This window comes from Microbacterium sp., assembly GCF_051860965.1.
In the GTDB taxonomy this organism is placed as follows: domain Bacteria; phylum Actinomycetota; class Actinomycetes; order Actinomycetales; family Microbacteriaceae; genus Microbacterium.
Window position 1 is genome coordinate 162,776 of record NZ_JBIMKU010000002.1, and the last position, 17,195, is coordinate 179,970.

14 protein-coding genes are annotated in these 17,195 nt (G+C 69.5%); 7 read left to right on the plus strand and 7 right to left on the minus strand.

Going from position 1 to position 17,195, the window contains the following annotated elements; translation table 11 throughout:
- Window positions 1-18 precede the first annotated feature (18 nt).
- Window positions 19-1,971 carry a DUF6541 family protein gene (locus tag ACTIFV_RS04290; protein WP_439591837.1) on the minus strand — a complete coding sequence of 651 codons (1,953 nt, stop codon included), beginning with the start codon at window positions 1,969-1,971 and terminating at the stop codon, window positions 19-21.
- Window positions 1,972-2,074: 103 nt separating this feature from the next.
- Here ACTIFV_RS04290 and ACTIFV_RS04295 point away from each other — a divergent pair, with 103 nt between their 5' ends.
- Complete coding sequence (locus ACTIFV_RS04295; RefSeq protein WP_439591537.1) at window positions 2,075-3,181, plus strand: glycosyltransferase family 4 protein; 1,107 nt, start codon at window positions 2,075-2,077, stop codon at window positions 3,179-3,181.
- On the opposite strand, the gene ACTIFV_RS04300 is transcribed toward ACTIFV_RS04295, so the two are convergent.
- From ACTIFV_RS04300 to ACTIFV_RS04315, 4 genes are read right to left on the minus strand one after another with little or no spacing between them, the layout of a single operon-like run.
- Complete coding sequence (locus ACTIFV_RS04300; protein WP_439591538.1) at window positions 3,178-4,362, minus strand: DegT/DnrJ/EryC1/StrS family aminotransferase; 1,185 nt, start codon at window positions 4,360-4,362, stop codon at window positions 3,178-3,180. The two genes, ACTIFV_RS04295 and ACTIFV_RS04300, sit on opposite strands and share 4 nt — an antisense overlap.
- Entirely contained in the window at window positions 4,359-5,297 is a 939-nt protein-coding gene (locus ACTIFV_RS04305; RefSeq protein WP_439591539.1) for an NAD-dependent epimerase/dehydratase family protein, read from the minus strand. Before ACTIFV_RS04305 ends, ACTIFV_RS04300 begins: the two co-directional genes overlap by 4 nt.
- Window positions 5,298-5,303: 6 nt before the next feature.
- Entirely contained in the window at window positions 5,304-6,332 is a 1,029-nt protein-coding gene (gene gmd / locus ACTIFV_RS04310) for a GDP-mannose 4,6-dehydratase (RefSeq protein ID WP_439591540.1), read from the minus strand.
- Between the two features lie 54 nt (window positions 6,333-6,386).
- The gene (locus ACTIFV_RS04315) at window positions 6,387-7,649 is read right to left on the minus strand and encodes a hypothetical protein (protein ID WP_439591541.1); all 1,263 of its coding nucleotides are present in this window, start codon (window positions 7,647-7,649) and stop codon (window positions 6,387-6,389) included.
- Window positions 7,650-7,713: 64 nt separating this feature from the next.
- Between ACTIFV_RS04315 and rfbA the strand changes: the two genes are divergently transcribed.
- The 4 genes from rfbA to ACTIFV_RS04335 are packed head-to-tail and all read left to right on the plus strand — an operon-like array spanning window position 7,714 to window position 12,288.
- The gene (gene rfbA, locus ACTIFV_RS04320; protein ID WP_439591542.1) at window positions 7,714-8,583 is read left to right on the plus strand and encodes a glucose-1-phosphate thymidylyltransferase RfbA; all 870 of its coding nucleotides are present in this window, start codon (window positions 7,714-7,716) and stop codon (window positions 8,581-8,583) included.
- On the plus strand, window positions 8,583-9,581 hold the full coding sequence (gene rfbB / locus ACTIFV_RS04325; protein WP_439591543.1) for a dTDP-glucose 4,6-dehydratase: 999 nt from the start codon (window positions 8,583-8,585) through the stop codon (window positions 9,579-9,581). The genes rfbA and rfbB overlap by 1 nt, the downstream gene beginning before the upstream one ends.
- Window positions 9,581-10,984 carry a sugar nucleotide-binding protein gene (locus ACTIFV_RS04330; RefSeq protein WP_439591544.1) on the plus strand — a complete coding sequence of 468 codons (1,404 nt, stop codon included), beginning with the start codon at window positions 9,581-9,583 and terminating at the stop codon, window positions 10,982-10,984. The genes rfbB and ACTIFV_RS04330 overlap by 1 nt, the downstream gene beginning before the upstream one ends.
- 41 nt (window positions 10,985-11,025) lie before the next feature.
- Complete coding sequence (locus tag ACTIFV_RS04335) at window positions 11,026-12,288, plus strand: FG-GAP-like repeat-containing protein (protein ID WP_439591545.1); 1,263 nt, start codon at window positions 11,026-11,028, stop codon at window positions 12,286-12,288.
- A 49-nt stretch (window positions 12,289-12,337) separates the two neighbouring features.
- Here ACTIFV_RS04335 and ACTIFV_RS04340 read toward each other — a convergent pair whose 3' ends face one another.
- Window positions 12,338-13,633 (minus strand): nucleotide sugar dehydrogenase, encoded by a 1,296-nt coding sequence (locus ACTIFV_RS04340; protein WP_439591546.1) that lies wholly within the window; start codon window positions 13,631-13,633, stop codon window positions 12,338-12,340.
- A 137-nt stretch (window positions 13,634-13,770) separates the two neighbouring features.
- Here ACTIFV_RS04340 and ACTIFV_RS04345 point away from each other — a divergent pair, with 137 nt between their 5' ends.
- Together ACTIFV_RS04345 and ACTIFV_RS04350 are read left to right on the plus strand one after the other, a co-directional pair.
- The gene (locus tag ACTIFV_RS04345) at window positions 13,771-14,952 is read left to right on the plus strand and encodes a hypothetical protein (protein WP_439591547.1); all 1,182 of its coding nucleotides are present in this window, start codon (window positions 13,771-13,773) and stop codon (window positions 14,950-14,952) included.
- 13 nt (window positions 14,953-14,965) lie between these two features.
- Entirely contained in the window at window positions 14,966-16,111 is a 1,146-nt protein-coding gene (locus ACTIFV_RS04350) for a hypothetical protein (RefSeq protein ID WP_439591548.1), read from the plus strand.
- 16 nt (window positions 16,112-16,127) lie between these two features.
- On the opposite strand, the gene wecB is transcribed toward ACTIFV_RS04350, so the two are convergent.
- Window positions 16,128-17,195, minus strand: coding sequence for a non-hydrolyzing UDP-N-acetylglucosamine 2-epimerase (gene wecB, locus ACTIFV_RS04355; RefSeq protein ID WP_439591549.1), 1,068 nt, complete (start codon window positions 17,193-17,195; stop codon window positions 16,128-16,130).

The window sequence follows — 17,195 nt, forward strand, 5'->3', positions numbered from 1 at the left end:
CCCGGCCGCGGACCCGGTTCAGCGGCCGCACGCGACGATCTCGTAGAGCTTCGCGTCGCCCTCCTGGTCGACGAGGCGCACGGCGTTCGACTCGCCGAGGTCCTGGAGGCCCGGAAGGGTGTTGAGGCTGCCGGCGTGCACCTCGTTCACGCCGAAGTCGAGGACGAAGCCCACATCGAGATCCTCGACGGCATCGCACACGGCGTCACCGGGCCGCGCGTCGTTCAGCCCGTCATTGATGAGCTCGAGCTCGGGGCTGATCTCCATGAGGGCGTGCGGCATGAGCACGTGCCGCCCGGTGATCGCGTAAGCGAGTCCCGCCCCCGTCCACGGGCTGCCGGCGATGACGACGCCTTCCGGCACATGCTCGTCGACCCGCTCCAGCAGCGCGAACTCGTCGGAGGACACGAGCGACGATTCGGGAGTGAGGGTGTACAGCGCATGCGCCCACCGGACGGCCGTGGGAACGGGCGTGAACAGGCCCACCTGTGTCGCGCCGACGGCCGCGATCGCGACGAGGACGCCCGCGATCGCGCGCACGGCGAGCGGCACGGGCCGCATGGCGCGGACGACGCCGGAGCGCGAGCGGATCCACTTCCACGTCGCCGCGATCCCGTAGGAGCCCAGTGGCACCATCACGACGGCGAACATCGCGGCGATCCGTGGCAGGTTGTTGTACCAGCTGCCGGTGAGCGCGTCACGGAGGAGGTGCAGCGGCAGAGCGGCGACCGTGACGAAGAGGACGACGACGATCGCCCACATGGATGCCGCGAGGATGGCGCCCGTCCGTCGTGCGACGATCGTCCAGACGAGCCCTGCGACGGTCGCCAGCAGGGCGAGGATCGGGATGACGCCGTACCACACGGATCCCGTCAGCGCCGTCAGGATCGCGTCGCCCATCGTCATCGACAGCGGCCACCCGCGCGCCTCGGACGGCGGGCGCAGGACGATCAGGAGTCCGGCGCCGACGACCAGATACGCCGCGTACAGACCGCCGCAGCGCCAGCGAGCCGCGGTCGTCGAGGCCGCGCGCCAGCGCCGGATCGCGAAGAGCGTCGCGGCGGGGAACGAGAGAGCGAGCCAGGCCACGAACGCGCCGGGGTGCGCGAGCGTGAGCCCCGGGATCATGCCGAGCAGCACGAGTCCCCACCACAGCAGCGGCGCCTCGCGGCGGTCCCCCACGAGGCCCAGCGCACGCAGGGTCGCGGCGAGGACCACCGGCAGGAGTGCGAGGCCCAGCTGGAACGGGTAGAGGACGCCGTAGTCCATGAGCAGGAGCGGGAACACAGGCAGCGATGCGGCGAGGATGCCCGCCGAGACGGTGAGCACTCGATTGCGGCCGAACAGCGTGCGGGTCAGGAGCACCACGCCGATCGGCCACACGGCAGCCGAGATGACGAAGGTCGTGGCATTGACGGCGACCGTCGGCGGGACACCCGAGATCTGCGCGACGAGGGACACCAGACCATGCCATCCGGCCGGGTAGAACGGCAGGCTGCCGCTCGGCGACGTCATGAGCCCGAGGTGCAGCGACGAGGCGTTGCCCGTGTCGAGGATGAAGCGGATGGCGTTCAGATGGAAGATGTTGTCGAACGTCTGCGAGATCGCGTCGGGGGCGCCCAGGATCTCCACGACGCGCACTCCGAGGATGACGCCGCCCAGGGCGACGGCGACGACCGGCCACGCGTCGAAGCGACGTCGCGCGACGCGCGGGCGGAATGCCCACTTCGGGATGCGGCGGAGGGCGAAGACGATCGCGGCGAGAACGATCGTGACGAACAGGACCGGGAGGATCGACCACGAGAGGCCGACCCAGGGGGCGACCACCGCAGACCCCCCGATGGCGGTCAGCGCGAGCGCGGGCGCGGCCGCCCAGATCCAGAGGCCCCGGAGCCGCAGCGCGAAACCCAGGATGCCGCCGATGACGGCCAGGATCAGGATCCCGACGAGGGCCGCGCCGGCGAAGTCCATCCACGTCACGCCAGTTCGCCCTTCCGGTAGGTCCGCTGGTTCGCGGCCGGGGTTCAGGATACCGCGGGGGACGCTGGGAGATCGCGGGATAGGATCGTCCCCCGTGGCCCGCATCTTCGTCGACCTGCTCTCCCTGACCGGCACCAAGGGCGGGATGGAGGTGTACGCCCGCGAGCTCTACCGCGTGCTGGGCGAGCTCGCACCCCAGCACGAGTACATCGGCTGGTTCAGCAACGAGGGCTACGAGCTCGACCGCTCCTGGTTCCCCGGCGAGACCGTGAGATCGGGCATCAGCGGCGAGAACCGGTTCGCGTGGGCGCGCGGTGAGCTGTTCGCGACCGGGCGCGCGGCTGCGAAGCTCGGAGCGGACCTCTCGCACTCCCCTGCGACGCTCGGTCCCGCCCGCACGTCGATGCCAGCCGTCGTCACGATGCACGACATGCTCTACTGGAGCCACCCGCAGTACATGTCGACGCCGCTGTACACCGAGCCGGTGAAGTTCATGGAGCGGCTCGCGTCGCGCAACGCCTCCCGCATCCTGACGATCAGCGAGGAGTCCCGGCAGGCGATCATCCGGTACCTCAAGGTGCCCGCCGATCGCATCGACCTCGTGCCGCTCGCGGGAACCGCCGTGCAGGGCGCGGACCGAAGTCGCGCGGGCGAGAGCGGTCCGCTCGTGCTCGCGACGGGGAACCGCCGCCCGCACAAGAACTGGCCGTCCCTCATCCGTGCGCTGCCCCTCGTCGCCGAGGAGCACCGCCCGCGGGTCGTCGTCACGGGAAGCCACGGCGACGATCCGCTGCGCGAGGTCGTCGCCGAGACCGGCATGGAGCGCTGGGTCGAGCTCAAGTCGTGGGTCGACGATGACGAGATGCGCGAGCTCTACTCGACGGCGACCGTGCTCGCGATGCCCTCGTTCGCCGACGGGTTCTCGCTGCCCGCGCTCGAGGCGATGATGGCGGGACTTCCCGTCATGATCAGCGATCTGCCGGTGTATCGCGAGGTCGTCGGAGACGTCGCGCTGTTCACCGACCCGTACGACCTCTCCTCGATCGCCGCTGCGATGACGACGGCGGCCACGCGGCCCGACATCCTCGCCGACCTCACGACGCGTGGCTACGCACGCGCCGAGCTCTTCTCGTGGGAGCGCACCGCGCGCGGCACCCTCGAGACGTTCGAGAAGGCCCTGGCGGGCCGGCCCCGCCGCTAGGACGCCGCGACGCGCTCGATGGTCTCGGCCACGAGGTCGATGCCCGCGTGCACGGGGTAGTGGTGGTTCCCGACGAACAGCCCGTCGACATCGACCCGGTCGGCTGCCGGGAGCTCGTCGGGTACGACGGCGTCGAGGTGCGCCATGACGGGGTTGCGCGTGAAGTTGCCCGCCACGATGGGCCGGGATTCGATGCCGGCCGCGGCGAACGCCTTCACGACATCCGCCCGTCGACCCGCGAGCGGCCCCTCGAGCACCATCGAGAATCCGAACCAGCTGCTCTCACCGGTCTCGCGCTGCGTGCGGACGCCCTCGATGCCCGAGAAGCGCTCGAGGAAGTGCGCCGCGTTCTCGCGGCGCCCCGCGATGAGCGCGGGCACCTTCTTGAGCTGCTCGATGCCGAGCGCACCCTCCATCTCGAGGGGTCGCACGTTGTAGCCCGGCAGCACGAAGCGGAACAGGTCGTCCCACGCGTCGCCGCTCTTGTCGTGGACGAAGTTCTCGGCGGGCAGCTCCCGCGTCCATCCGTGCGAGCGCAGGGAGATCATCTCCTGGTAGAGCTGCTCGTCGTCGGTGAGGATCACGCCGCCCTCCATCGTGGCGATGTGGTGCGAGAAGAACGAGCTGAACGTGCCCGCAAGGCCCGCCGTTCCGGCGTTGATGCCGTCCTTGACGGCGCCGAGCGACTCGCAGTTGTCCTCGAGCAGCACGAGTCTGTGTCGTTCGGCGATGCCGCGGAGCCTCGGGAAGTCGTTGGGGTTGCCGAGAAGGTTGACGGCGAAGATCGCCTTCGTGCGCGGACCGATGGATGCCTCGACGAGGTCGAGATCGAGGTTCAGCGTGTCGAGGTCGATGTCGACGAATCGCGGCCGCAGGCCGTACTGCGTGAGCGGGTAGTACGTCGTGGGCCAGGACACGGCCGGGACGATGACCTCGTCGCCGCGGTTGAGGTCGATCCGCGGGTCGAGCACGGCCGCCGCGATCGCGATGAGGTTCGCCGAGCTGCCCGAGTTCACCATGACGCCGAAGCCGGCGCCGAAGTGGGCGGCGAACTCCGCCTCGAACTGCTTGACCAGGGGCCCGTTGGTGAACCGCCCGCTCGCGATGACGCGCTGCAGGGCGGCGTACTCGGCGTCATCCCACGTGGTCGTGGCGAGCGGGTAGGCGGGGGTGGAAGTCATCGGATGTCTCCAGTGGCGGTTCGGGCGAGGAAGGACGCGTAGCACGCGGCCATCCCGTCGCGGATGTCGGTGCGCGGCGCCCAGCCGTGGCGGCGCGCGAGCGAGGAGTCGATGAGCCGCTGCGGCACACCGCTCGGCTTGGTCGTGTCGAAGGCCAGGTCGCCGTCGTAGCCGACGATCTCGCACGCCATCTCGTAGAAGTCGCGGATCGAATGATCGATGCCGGCCCCGACGTTGACGACATCGGGAAGGTTCGGCAGATCGTCGACGGCGCCCACGATCCACTCGGCGAGATCCGGCGCGTAGGTGAATTCCCGCCGCGCGGTGCCGTCGCCCCACACCTCGACGGCGGGCGCCCCGGTCTCGCGCGCGGTGTGCGCCTTGAAGAGCGTCGAGGCGATGAGATGCGAACGCGCGGGATCGAACGTGTCGCGGGGGCCGTAGAGGTTGGAGGGCAGGATGGCGCGATACGACGCGCCCGTCTGCCGAGCGGCGTAGCCGACCGCGGTGAGGCCCGTGAGTTTCGCGAGGCCGTAGCCCTCGTTGGCGGGTTCGAGTCGCCCGCCGAACAGGGCGTCCTCGGTGATCGGGTTGGGCGCCGTCGCCGGGTACGCCGCGGCCGACGCCGTGTAGAGGTAGCCGGGCACACCCTCCGCGACGACCGCGTCGAGGACCGAGGCGTCGATGCGCACGTTGTCGAGCAGATACGGCAGCGGTCTGGCCGTCTTGTCGCCGATGCCGCCGACGTACGCCGCGGTGTGGACCACGGCATCCGGAGCCGCGTCCGCGACAGCGGCGCGCGTGGCAGCGGGGTCGCGCAGGTCGACGTCGCGGCGCGACAGCACCGTCAGGTCGTCGTCAGGCCGTCGGGCTCGCCACGCCTCGGCGATGCTCGAGGCGAGCATGCCGCCACCGCCCGTGAGCAGAAGTCGCACGTGCGATCAGCTCTGCACCTGGTCGACGTAGTGGCGACCCTCGACCTCGAGCGCCGCGGAGTCGGCGTCGACCATGATCTGCGCGAGACGCGGGGTGTGCACCTTCGGCTCCCAGCCGAGGAGGTCCTTGGCCTTGCCGTAGTCGCCGACCAGCGCGTCGACCTCGGTCGGGCGCAGGTAGCGCTCGTCGAAACGGACGTACTTCTCCCAGTCGAGGCCGACGTGCTCGAACGAGAAGCGGAGGAAGTCCTGGACCGTGTACGCGGTGTTCGTGGCGAGCACGTAGTCGGTGGGCTCGTCGTGCTGCAGCATCCGCCACATGCCCTCGACGTACTCGGGCGCATAGCCCCAGTCGCGGACCGCGTCGAGGTTGCCGAGGTAGAGCTCGGACTGCAGGCCCGCCTTGATGCGTGCCACCGCACGCGTGATCTTGCGGGTGACGAACGTGCCACCGCGACGAGGCGACTCGTGGTTGAACAGGATGCCGTTGACGGCGAAGAGGTCGTACGCCTCGCGGTAGTTGCGGGTGATCCAGTACGAGTAGACCTTGGCGACGCCGTAGGGCGAGCGCGGGTAGAACGGGGTCTCCTCGTTCTGCGGCGGCGGCGTCGCGCCGAACATCTCGGAGCTGGACGCCTGGTAGAAGCGCGTGTCGATCTTCGCGGCGCGGATCGCCTCGAGGAGGCGGATGCTGCCGAGCCCCGTCACGTCGCCGGTGTACTCGGGCTCGTCGAAGCTGACCCGGACGTGCGACTGCGCCGCCAGGTTGTAGACCTCGTGCGGCTGGATCTCGTTGAGGAGCGTGACGAGGCGGGAGCCGTCGGAGAGGTCGGCGAAGTGGAGGAACAGACGGTGGTCCTCGGCCTGCGCCGGCTGGTACACGTGATCGATGCGCTGCGTGTTGAACGAGGACGAGCGACGGATGAGCCCGTGCACCTCGTAGCCCTTCGCGAGCAGGAGCTCGGCGAGGTAGCTGCCGTCCTGGCCGGTGATGCCGGTGACGAGAGCGCGCTTGGTTCCCGTGGAGGAGGTCATGTGGGGATCCTTGACGTAGGAAGATGCTCCGGACGGTCGCGCCCGGGCCGAGGATCAGTCTACCGGAGGCCCCTGTGAGGACGTGGATGCCTCGGGCGCGTGCAGTCCGCGAGCGACGGCCACGAGATGCACCGCGATGCCGATCACGGGCGGGATGAGCAGCGCCGCCACGAGGCGCGGCTCGAGCGGCAGCGGTGTCACGAGGATCCCGACGGTCGCGAGCGCCGCGACGACCCATCCCGCGACATACGGGACGTGCCGACTGCGGCTGAGCAGGGCGGGGCCCGTGACAGCCATGAGCGCGACGAGGCAGGCGCTCGCGACGATCGCCGCCATGAGGTCCGCCGGCACGGCGTATCTGCCCGCCGAGACGACCTCCACGAGCCACGGACCGAGCAGCCAGCCCACGACGGCGGCGAGCGCCGTGATGCCGAGGCCCGCGGCGATCGCGAGCAGCACGGGCCGCGTGAGTGACCGCTTCGACGCTTTGAACACGGTGATGAGCCAGCTCTGGAGGGCCATCAGCGGCACGATGAACGGCGCGCGGGTGATCGTGATGGCGAGGATGACGCCGGCGAGCGCCGTGGCATCCGTCCCCGGAGTCGTCAGCCGCAGAAGCAGCGGCAGCCCGGTGATCATGGCCCCGGTCGCGGTCGAGGCGACGACGGTGCCCAGGCTGTTCGTCGTCAGCCGCCGCCAGCCCACGTCGAGGCGGAACGCCCCGACGACGCGCCGACGCACCGCCAGCCACACGAGACCGAACGCGAGTATGAAAGGCACCGCGACGAGACCGGCGATCCAGACGGGGTCGAGGCCCAGGACCAGACCCGCGACGACCAGCAGCGCGCGCACGACCGCGTCGACGATCGTGAGGGCGGCGATCTCGCGCCAGAGGGAGAGCCCGTAGAGAACCCCTGAGAGGGCCGCCGTCACGACATAGCCCACGAGCCCGACGGCGAGCCATCCGGCGAGGGCCCAGGTCTGCACCGGGAAGACGAGGGTGCCGAACACCGCCGTCAATACCGCGACGGCGGCGATGACCACACCGATGACCAGGAGCGTGAAGTCCCGGAGGGTGCGCGACGGAGGTTCGTGCGCAGCCGGGTGCGCGGCGCGCGTGACCTCCTGCTGGATGCCCGAGAGCGCCGTCACGGCGAGGTAGAGCGCCGACCAGAAGACCGAGAACGCGAGGTAGTCGTCGGCGTCGGCGAGCAGCGCGGGAGCGAGGAGCTGGATGACGTACCCGAGGAGACCCGCGACGGCCGTCGCGACCAGGATCGGCACGAGTCCGCTCCGTGCGCGCTCAGGCGTCGACATGGACCACCGGCGCCGAGAGCATGAGCGCGAGTCTATCCAGCGCCGTCTGGCAGGATTGTGAGTTGTGAAAGGCATCATTCTCGCCGGCGGCTCGGGCACGCGGCTGCACCCCATCACGCTGGGGGTCTCGAAGCAGCTGATCCCGGTCTACGACAAGCCGATGGTGTACTACCCGCTGTCGACGCTGATGCTCGCCGGGATCGACGACATCCTGATCATCACGACGCCGCACGACGCGCCGTTCTTCGAACGTCTGCTCGGCGACGGCTCCCAGTTCGGCATCCGCCTCACGTTCGCGCAGCAGCCCTCCCCCGACGGTCTCGCGCAGGCGTTCACGATCGGCGCCGACTTCATCGGCGACGACACCGTCGCGCTCGTGCTCGGCGACAACCTGCTCTACGGCCCCGGGCTCGGTGCCCAGCTCAAGCGCTTCCGCGACATCGAGGGCGGCGCCATCTTCGCCTACTGGGTGGCCGAGCCGGCCGCCTACGGCGTGGTGGAGTTCGACGCGAGCGGAGCGGCGATCTCGCTCGAAGAGAAGCCCACCGCCCCCAAGAGCAACTACGCCGTGCCCGGTCTGTACTTCTACGACAACGACGTGGTCGAGATCGCGCGGAACCTCGCCCCCAGCGCCCGCGGCGAGTACGAGATCACCGACATCAACCGCGAGTACCTGGAGCGCGGCAGGCTGCAGGTCGACGTCCTCCCCCGCGGCACGGCGTGGCTCGACACCGGCACGTTCGATCAGATGACGGATGCAGCGGAGTACGTCCGCACGATCCAGCGCCGCACCGGCATGAGCATCGGCGTCCCCGAAGAGGTCGCCTGGCGTCAGGGCTTCCTCACCGACGACGCCCTCCGCGCCCGCGCGGAGAAGCTCGTGAAGTCCGGCTACGGAACGTATCTGCTCGAAGTCCTGGAGAGAGGCCACTGATGTCGAAGCTGCTCGTGACGGGGGGCGCCGGTTTCATCGGATCGAACTTCGTGCACCATGTCGTCGGTCACACCGACCACCACGTGACGGTGCTCGATGCGCTGACCTACGCCGGCAACCTCGATTCGCTCGCGGGCCTGCCCGAGGACCGTGTCACGTTCGTCAAGGGCGACATCACCGACGCGGGCCTCGTCGACGAGCTGTTCGCGCAGGCCGACGCCGTCGTGCACTACGCGGCGGAGTCGCACAACGACAACTCGCTGCACGACCCGCGCCCGTTCCTCGACACCAACATCATCGGCACGTACACGCTCCTCGAGGCGGCACGCCGCCACGACCGCCGTCTCCACCACATCTCGACCGACGAGGTGTACGGCGATCTCGAGCTCGACGATCCGGCACGGTTCACCGAGTCGACGCCGTACAACCCCTCGAGCCCGTACTCCTCCACCAAGGCCGGCAGCGACCTGCTGGTGCGCGCGTGGGTGCGCTCGTTCGGCGTCCGCGCGACGATCTCGAACTGCTCGAACAACTACGGGCCCTATCAGCACGTCGAGAAGTTCATCCCCCGCCAGATCACGAACGTCATCCGCGGCATCCGTCCCCGGCTCTACGGCGCCGGCGAGAACGTGCGCGACTGGATCCACGCCGACGACCACTCGTCGGCCGTCCTGACCATCCTCGACAAGGGCGAGATCGGTGAGACCTACCTCATCGGCGCCGACGGCGAGAAGAACAACAAGGACGTCGTCGAGCTCATCCTCGAGCTGATGGGAGAGCCGAAGGACGCCTACGACCACGTCACCGATCGCGCGGGCCACGACCTGCGCTATGCGATCGACTCGACGAAGCTGCGCACCGAGCTCGGGTGGACGCCGTCCTACGGCGATTTCGAGGCAGGACTCGCCGCGACGATCCAGTGGTATCGCGACAACGAGTCGTGGTGGGCGCCGTCGAAGGACGGCGTCGAGGCCTTCTACGCCTCCAAGGGCCAGTGATGACGACGTTCGGCAAGGCGCTCGCGCGGATCGAGACGCCCATCCCGGGCCTGGTCGTCTGGGAGCTGCCCGTCCACGGCGACAGCCGCGGCTGGTTCAAGGAGAACTGGCAGCGCGAGAAGATGATCGCCGCGGGGCTCCCCGACTTCGGCCCCGTGCAGAACAACGTGTCGTTCAACGACGCGGTCGGCACGACCCGCGGCATCCACGCCGAGCCCTGGGACAAGTGGGTCTCCGTCGCCACCGGCCGCATCTTCGGCGCGTGGGTCGATCTGCGCGAGGGGCCGACCTTCGGCACCGTGTTCACGACAGAGATCGATCCGTCGCGCGCGATCCTCGTCCCGCGCGGCGTGGGCAACGCGTATCAGACGCTCGAGGCCGACACGGCCTACACCTACCTCGTCAACGACCACTGGTCGCCCGACGCGGAATACACCTTCCTCAACCTCGCCGACGAGACGGCCGCGATCGCCTGGCCCATCCCCCTGACGGACGTCGAGATCTCGCCGAAGGACCTCGCGCACCCGCGCCTGGGCGACGTCGTGCCCATGGCCCCGCGCAAGACCCTCGTCCTCGGCGCCAACGGCCAGCTCGGCCGGGCGCTGCGGCTCGAGCTCGGCGATGCCCCGCACATCGAGTACGCCGCGCGCGAGGATCTCGATCTCGCCTCACCCGATCTCGTGAGCGCGCGCCGCTGGCGCGACTACGGAACGATCATCAACGCCGCCGCGTACACCGCGGTGGATCTCGCCGAGACGGCCAAGGGACGGCGGGATGCCTGGGCCGCGAACGCGACGGGTGTGGCAGGCCTCGCCCGTCTCGCCGCCCGGAACGGCCTCACGCTCGTTCACATCTCGAGCGACTACGTCTTCGACGGCACCCGCGAGGGAGGGTACCCCGAGGACGCGCCGTTCGCCCCGCTCGGCGTCTACGGGCAGACGAAGGCGGCCGGGGATGCCGCGGTCGCCGTCGCTCCGCGGCACTACGTGGTGCGCACGTCCTGGGTCATCGGCGACGGGAGGAACTTCGTCCGGACGATGGCCTCTCTCGCCGAGCGCGGCATCGATCCGAGGGTCGTCGACGACCAGGTCGGGCGGCTCACGTTCACGAGCGAGATCGCACGGGGCATCCATCACCTGCTCGCCACCGACGCGCCCTTCGGCACGTACAACCTCTCCGGCGGGGGCGAGCCGACGACCTGGGCCGACATCGCGCGAGCCGTCTTCGAGCACACCGGCCACGACCCCGCGCGTGTGACGGGGGTCTCGACCGAGGCGTACTTCGCGTCGGCGGCCGGTCCGGTCGCGCCCCGACCCCGCAACTCCGTCCTCGACCTCTCGAAGATCGCGAGCACCGGCTTCGAGGTCGCGGACGCGCGCGAATCCCTCGTCTCGTATCTCTGACGATTGGCGCAGAGCGGCGCAGAGTCGATATCGTCTCGAAAGTGCCCCCCTCTCCCCGGAGCCGCGTCCGCCCCTCAGCCCGCGCGGCCAGCCTTCTCGTCGTCGCCGCTCTGATCACCGCTCTCGCCGTGGCCGTTCCCGCCCCCGCGCAGGCCGCGGGTGGCGTCGCCCGCGAGGTCTTCGACCTCACCAACGCCGAGCGCGCCAAGGCCGGACTCGGTGCTCTCGCGAGCAACGCCGCCCTCGACGCGGCCGCCGGCGAATGGGCACGCTACCTCGCCGGCAGCTGCACGTTCGCACACAGCACCTCGGCCTGGCGCAGCGAGCGCACCGCGCCCGCGGGCTGGACCTCGACCGGCGAGAACATCGCCGCCGGCCAGATGACGGCGAGCGCGGTCATGGCCGGGTGGATGGCTTCGTCCGGACACCGCGCGAACATCCTCAACGGTCGCTACACGGGTCTGGGCGTCGGGTACGCGACGGGGAGCTGCTACAAGACCTACTGGGTGCAGCTGTTCGCCATCGGATCGCCAGTGCGCACCCTCCCCGGCGGCGCGGGCGACCTCGACTCGGATGGCAGCGCCGATGTGCTCGCGCTCACCTCGACCGGAGACCTGATGCTCTATCGCGGCAACGGGGCATCCGGCTGGAAGACGTCGTCTGTCATCCGGTCGGGCTGGGGCACGGCAGCCGTCACGACTCTCGGCGACTTCACCGGGGACGGGCGTCCCGACTTCGCGAAGGTCGAGGGCGACGGCGCGCTCATGCTCTACTCCGGCGACGGTCGTGGGGGTCTGACCGGTCCGACGCGCATCGGCTCCGGCTGGGGCGGTTTCACCCAGCTCATCGGCGGCATCGACTTCAACGGCGATCGGTTGACGGATGTGCTGGCGCGCACCACGAGCGGGGATCTGCTCCTTTACACCGGCAACGGCAGAGGCGGTTTCAACAAGGGCAACACCAAGATCGGCAACGGGTGGGGGTCGATGACCTCGATCTTCTATGCCGGCGACTTCACGGGTGACGCGCGGGGCGACATCATCGCGCGTCACACCAACGGCAGGCTCTGGGTGTATCCGACGACCGGCCGTGGGACGTGGGGCACCGCGCGCCAGATCGGGACCGGGTGGGGCGCCTTCACATCCGTCTCGAGCGCCGGAGACTTCGACGGCAACGGCACGTCCGACGTGCTCGCCCGCACCGCTACCGGATCGCTCGTGCTCTATCGGGCAGATGGCCGCGGCGGGTGGATCTCGGGCGTCGCGGTCGGCTCCGGCTGGACCTCCATGCGTCAGATCGGCTGACGCGACCGAGCTGCACCCTCGCTGGGGAGCGGCCCCTCGACAGACGAGGTCAGGCGCCGGCGCCGACGACGATGCGGGGCGTGCCGCTCCACAGAGCCGCGTCGGTCGCATTGCGACCGTCGACGATGAGCCGGATGCCGGGCAGGTCCGCAGGTGCGAGGGCCCGGTAGGCGGCGTGATCGGTCTGGAGCACGGCGACGTCGGTCTGCGAACCGAGCGCGAACGGCTCGAAGCCGAGTCCGCGAAGCTCATCGTCACTGTAGAGCGGGTCGTGCACGGACACCTCGGCGCCTCGGGACCGCAGGGCCTCGACCGTGGGGAAGACGCCCGAGAAGGCGGTCTCCTTCACTCCCCCCCGGTACGCCGCGCCCAGGACCACGGCGCGCAGTCCGTCGAGCGATCCGAGGACGCCGGCCGCCTGAGCGACGAGCCGCTCCGGCATCGACGCGTTCAGCAGCCGTGCGGTGCGGACGATGTCGGCGTCGGGGTCGGTCGAGAGGTAGAGGCGGGGGTAGACGGGGATGCAGTGGCCGCCCACCGCGATGCCCGGCCGATGGATGTGGCTGTACGGCTGGGAGTTGCAGGCCTCGATCACCTGGTAGACGTCGATGCCGTGCTCCGCCGCGAACAGACCGAACTGGTTCGCGAGGCCGATGTTCACGTCGCGGTACGTGGTCTCGGCGAGCTTGGCCATCTCGGATGCCTCGGCGCTGCCGAGGTCCCACACGCCGTTCGGACGCGGCAGGTCGTCGCGCTCGTCGAACTGGAGGACGGCTTCGTAGAACTCGCGCGCGCGCTGAGCTCCGGCGTCCGTGAGCCCGCCGATGAGCTTGGGGTACTTGCGCAGATCGGCGAAGACGCGGCCCGTGAGCACGCGCTCCGGAGAGAAGACGAGATGGAAGTCGACGCCCTCGACCAGTCCCGAGCCCGCTTCGAGCATCGGCTTCCACCGGCCGCGAGTCGTGCCGACGGGCAGCGTCGTCTCGTACGACACGAGCGTGCCGGGGGTCAGATGCTCTGCCAGAGAGCGGGTTGCGGCATCCATCCACGCGAAGTCGGGCTCCCACGTGGTGTCGTTCACGAACAGGGGTACGACGAGCACGACGGCGTCGGCACCCGGAATCGCCTCGGCGTAGTCGGTCGTGGCCCGCAGGCGGCCCGCGGGGACCAGCTCCGTGAGCTTCTCCTGAAGGTGCGCCTCGCCGGGGAACGGTTCGACACCGGCGTTGACGCTCGCCACCGTCGCGGGATTGACATCGACGCCGACGACATCGTGCCCAGAATCGGCGAACTGGACGGCGAGAGGAAGCCCGATCTTTCCCAGGGCCACGACGGCGATGCGCATGGATTCCAGTCTACGGCGCGAGCGGGCGGCCGCCTCACGGGAGGGGGTCGATGTGGCCGCTGAGGTATCGTTCAACGGGAGAGTCGACGAACGACGGCGATCCGCGTTCATCCATCCCCCCATCGATGCCGAGTTCCATGACTGACACGATCCCGCTCCGATCTCGGATCCGAAACCGGCTCGACACCCACGGCGGTGCGCTGCTCTCGTGGGCGATCATCGCCACGAGCTTCGTGATCGGCTACCTGCGCGTGCTCCGCACCCAGCCGATCTACACACCCGACTCGGCGTTCTATCTCGCCAAGGCCCTGTGGTTCTCGGGCATGAGCCGCGAGGACGCCCGGAACGCCGTCATCGAGTTCGGAGCCGCGTACACGAGCAAGGGCGTCGCGCCTCTCGAGCAGCTCTTCGACTGGGGGCTCGTGCAGCCCCGGGTCGTTCTGTCCGCACTCGCGGCGCCGTTCGTCGCGATCTGGGGACCGATCGGCCTCGCCGTGACGACCGCCCTCCTGACCGTCGGCCTGACGATCGCCGCCTCGCTGCTGCTCATGCGTCGTTACGGCAACCTGCCCGCGGTGGCTGTCATGCTGCTCGTGCACACGAGCACCTACATCATGTGGTTCGACGCCGCGATGCTGACCGAATCGCTCTCGGCACTCCTCTCTGTCGGGATGCTCGCCGCGGGGTGGGCCTACATTCGTCGACGGCGCACGTGGCTCCTCGTCGCCCTCTTCACGCTCGTCGCCCTCGCTGCTTTCACCCGACAGGCGACCTTGATCCCTGCCGGCGCCTTCGTCATGGCGTGGCTGCTCGGGATGCTGGTGAACCGGTCGTGGCGGAGTGAGTGGATGTGGCCGGCCGTGGTCCTCGGCGGCGGCAGCGTCGGACTGCAGCTGCTGCAGATGCTCGTCTTCGCCCCGTTCTCGCAGACGGATCAGTTCCTCTCGCAGACGGGCTCCGACAGCCTCGGCGGCGCGATCCTCGCGATCCCCGGTGTCGCACGCCGCATCCTCAGCGAAGACGTGCGTGCTTTCCTGGCCAACGACCCGAGCGTCCTCGTGCTCATCGTGCTGGCACTCGCAGGGATCGTCCTGTTCTGGAAGAGGAGCGAATCGCACTTGCTGGTGGGCGCTCTGCTGGGACTCGCGCTCTACAACATCACAAATGGCACGGCCACCGCATTTCGCTACGCCCTGCCGGGTCTCGTCTTCTACCTGGTCAGCGCTGCGCTCGTGCTGCGCCGAACCGGCGACGTCGTCCGACCACGCGACGCCCCCGCCGACCCGCCCGCCGCCGATGCCGTGCCGGCTGCACGCTGAGGAGCTGCCGACGATGTACTCCGCCCACGCATGGACCTCCTGGCTCCGGACGAACTCGGGCACGATCCTGCTGTGGATCGTGGTCGCAGTGTCGTTCTCGGTGTCCTACCTCGCCTTCGTGCAGCATCAGCCCTTCTTCGCGCCCGACAGTCGCTACTACCTCGCGATGACCTTCCTCTTCGGTGGCGATTCTCCGGACATCGCGCGCGATCGCACCGTCGAGTTCGCTTCCCGCTACGGCATCGAGATCCCGCCCGTCGATGAGCTCTTCGGCTGGGGGCTGGTCCAGCCCCGCGTCATGCTGCCCGCTCTCGCGGTGCCATTCGTGAAGATCATGGGACCCCTCGGACTCGCGGCGACGGTGCTCGTGGTGACGATCGCTCTTGAGATCGCGCTCACGCTTGTGCTCCTCCGCCGCTACGGTGCACCCGCCGCGGCTGCCGTCATGATCATGATCAACAGCAGCTACTACATCATGACCTTCTACGGCATGATGCTGACCGAATCGCTGTCCTCCCTGTGGACCGTCCTCGCTCTCGTCGGCGCCTGGGGATGGATGCGCGACCGCAATCGCTCGTGGCTCGTACTCGCCGTGGGAGCGACTGTCGGCGCGGCATTCACGCGGCAGGCCACCTTCATCGTCGCCGGGGCCTTCCTGGTCGCGTGGGTGATCGGCTCGCTCCTCGAGCGCCGCAACTCCGTCTGGATGTGGCCGGCGGTGCTCGTCGCCGGCACGGCCGTGACGTGCCAGATCGTCCAGTCGCTCGTGTTCCCGTCGTTCTCGCAGCTCGACCAGTTCCTGAAGCAGACGGGCACCGACAGTCTCGGCGAGGCACTACTGGCCGTTCCCGGCGTGATCCTGCGAATCCTGTCCCGCGACGCCTACACACTCATGTCCGGGGATCGCGTCCTCGTCACGTTCATCCTGCTGGCCGTCATCTCGATGATCGTGTTCTGGCGACGGCCCGAGGCGCATCTGCTGCTCGGCGCGATTCTCGCGACGGGACTGTACAACGTGACCAACGGCACGCCCACGCAGTTCAGGTACGCGCTTCCGGGGCTCGTGTTCTTCGCGATCATGGTGGCCTACCTGGTGCGGCGTACCGGAGTCGCGGTCCGGCGAAGGACGATGCAACGGAAGCCGGATCCGATGTCGTGACGTCTCGGGGCGGAGCTCACCGCGCGTGGGCGATGAGCTCCGAGATGACGCGTTCAGCGGCACGCCCGTCGCCGTAGGGAGCCGCGTCGGTGTCCGCGGGCCGTGCCCGCGACACTCCGGCGGCGATCTCGTCCGCAGTGTCGGCGAGCACGTTCCAGCCGAGGTCGACCGTCTCGACCCACTCGGTCTCGGTGCGCACCGTCGTGCACGGCACGCGCAGGAGGAAGGCTTCCTTCTGCAGACCGCCCGAATCCGTGATCACGCCGGCGCTGGAGAGCACCGCCGCGATGAGGTCGGGGTAGGCGAGCGGCGCGTGCTCGATGAGCGCGCCGGTGCTGAGTGCGACGCCCTGACCCGCAGCCCTGGCGACCACGCGCGGATGCGCCAGGAGGACGACGGGCTTGTCGAGACGCGCAAGGGCGGAGGCGACCGCCGCGAGACGGACGGGGTCGTCGGTGTTCTCGGCGCGGTGGATCGTGGCGACGTAGAATCCGCGCGGAGTCAGGTCGAGTTCCGCCAGCAGCGCCGAGGGTGTGGAGCCGAGGGCATCCCGCATCTCGAACAGCACATCCGTCATGACATCCCCGACGAGGACCGTGCGGTCCTCGAGTCCTTCGGCCGCGAGATGCTGTACGGCCACGTGCGTCGGCGCGAGCAGGAGGTCGGCCGCGTGGTCGGTCATGACACGGTTGTGCTCTTCGGGCATGCGCCGGTTGAACGAGCGCAGGCCGGCCTCGAGGTGAGCGACCGGCACGTGCATCTTGACGGCGCTCAGCGCCGCGGCGAGGGTCGAGTTCGTGTCGCCGTACGCGAGGACCCAGTCGGGGTGGTGCTCGTCGAACACGGCGTCGAGCGCCCCGAGCATCGCGCCCGTCTGCACACCGTGCGAACCGCTGCCGACGCCCAGGTGGACGGTCGGTGCGGGGATGCCGAGGTCCTGGAAGAAGACGTCGGAGAGCATCGGGTCGTAGTGCTGGCCGGTGTGCACGATCACGTGCTCGACGCCCGCGGAGGCCGCCGCCTTGGCGATGGGCGCGAGCTTGACGAACTGGGGGCGGGCGCCCACGACGCTCAGGACCTTCAC